Below are 1,770 nucleotides of genomic sequence, written 5' to 3'. Positions count from 1 at the left end.
CCTGGGCCAGCGCGGCCTCCCAGCGGGCCGGCGTGTCGAGCAGCAGCACGCCATTGGTGCTGTGCTTGCGGGCCAGCCGGTTGGCCAGCTTGGCCAGCGTTTTGGTGGGCGCAATGCCTACGCAGGTGGGGATGCCGGTGTGCTCCTTTACCCGGGCTTTCACGTCGGCCCCGTAGGCCAGCAGGTCGGGCGCGAGCAAGTGCATGCCGCTGAAATCCAGAAAAGCTTCGTCGATAGAATACACTTCCACGCCGGCCGCGAAGGTGCCCAGCACCTGCACCACACGCCGGCTCATGTCGCCGTACAGGCCGTAGTTGGAGGAGAATACCTGCACACCGTGCTGCGCCAGGCGGGGCCGGGCCAGGTGGTAGGGCTCGCCCATGGCAAAGCCCAGGTCCTTGGCTTCGTCGGAGCGCGAAATCAGGCAGCCGTCGTTGTTGCTGAGCACCACCACGGGCTGGCCCTCGAGCCGGGGCTGGAAAACCCGCTCGCAGGACACGTAAAAATTATTGCAGTCGACGAGAGCGTACATCGGAACGAGAGAAGAAAAATGCCGGCCCGGCGGGGCCCGGCGGCAGTTCATCGATTACGCTGGCTTTCACCGCCGCAACCGAGCATCTTGAGGGATAGAATATGGCGCAAGCGCCGGCCGGCGGCCGCGCTTACTTCACCCCGAACACTGACCCACTGCTCAGCGAATGAATGACGTGCGTGACGACGCCCCACACCAGCAGGCCCGTTTCGGGGTTCACCGGCAGCGGCGGGTAGCGGCTGTTTTCGGCCACCAGCCAGCGCGTATCGCCGCGCACCTGCAGGCGCTTGATGGTGTGCTCGCCCTCCACCACGGCCACCACAATGCTGCCGTGCACGGGCCGCAGGGCGCGGTCGACGGCCACCAAATCGCCGGGATGGATGCCGGCCCCGGTCATCGAGTCGCCGCTGACGCGGGCCAGAAACGTGGAGGCCGGATTGCGAAACAGGAAGCGCGTGAGGTCGAAAGCCGGGTCGAGGTGGTCGTCGGCCGGCGAGGGGAAACCGGCCGGCACGGGGCAACCAAACAGCGGCACTTCGCGAGTGGGCAGCAGGGAAGCCGAAATAAAATCATGGAGCGATGCAAGCATTGGGCAAACCGCGCGTCTATAAAAAGAATGCGGCCCGCTATTTACTAATTATTTTAGTTAATTGTTGCTTTTCATCTCAGCCGCAAGGCAGCAGGCTATTGATATAGCAGAAACATTATTCATCGAATCATCACGTATTAGCAGCAATATTCAGCCGTAATTCTTTGCAAATGACTAAAAAATATTACTACCAAAATTTTTAGTTTTACTTTTCATAAAGTATCTTTGGGTATGTCAAATGTCAAGCTCCCTACGCCGCTGCCCGTGCAGCAATTTGCCCGTTGCGTGAACAACGCGCAACGTCCGGCCGACTTCGTTGGCGACTGGCCCGAAGCGGGCCGGGTGTATGCCGTGCGCGTGCTGCCGCACGTGCGCACCGGCCTGCCCCAGGTGCACGTGCTCGGCTTTTACGCCGAGCGGCCTTATGGCGCATTTGCCGCGCACCGCTTCGAGCGCGTGGCCGATGTGTGGCTCAACTAACCCCTTATCATTCAAATTATAATGGGCACGCTCCCATTGCAAACGCCCCAAACCAGCTTGGCTGGTTTGGGGCGTTTGCTTACCTACAGGTTGAACAGCGCGGCGGCGTTGCGGGTGGTAGCCTCGGCTACCTCGGCCTCGGGCCGGCCCAGCAGCGAGGCCACCCGGC

General features: G+C 61.5%; 3 protein-coding genes. 1 reads left to right on the top strand and 2 read right to left on the bottom strand.

Annotated features, from left to right (window positions below):
• On the bottom strand, positions 1–532 hold a 532-nt coding region (locus ACYVDE_RS21755), incomplete at its 3' end, for a Y-family DNA polymerase (RefSeq protein ID WP_460503636.1).
• Positions 533–662: 130 nt separating this feature from the next.
• A complete protein-coding gene (locus ACYVDE_RS21750) occupies positions 663–1,121 on the bottom strand; it encodes a LexA family protein (protein WP_460503635.1) in 459 nt (152 codons plus the stop codon).
• Positions 1,122–1,352: 231 nt separating this feature from the next.
• Here ACYVDE_RS21750 and ACYVDE_RS21745 point away from each other — a divergent pair, with 231 nt between their 5' ends.
• Positions 1,353–1,601 carry a hypothetical protein gene (locus tag ACYVDE_RS21745; protein WP_460503634.1) on the top strand — a complete coding sequence of 83 codons (249 nt, stop codon included), beginning with the start codon at positions 1,353–1,355 and terminating at the stop codon, positions 1,599–1,601.
• Positions 1,602–1,770: the final 169 nt, after the last annotated feature.

The organism is Hymenobacter agri (genome assembly GCF_054778495.1).
The sequence above is the reverse complement of the archived record's forward strand: the minus strand, read 5'-3'. Positions and strand labels throughout refer to the sequence as shown.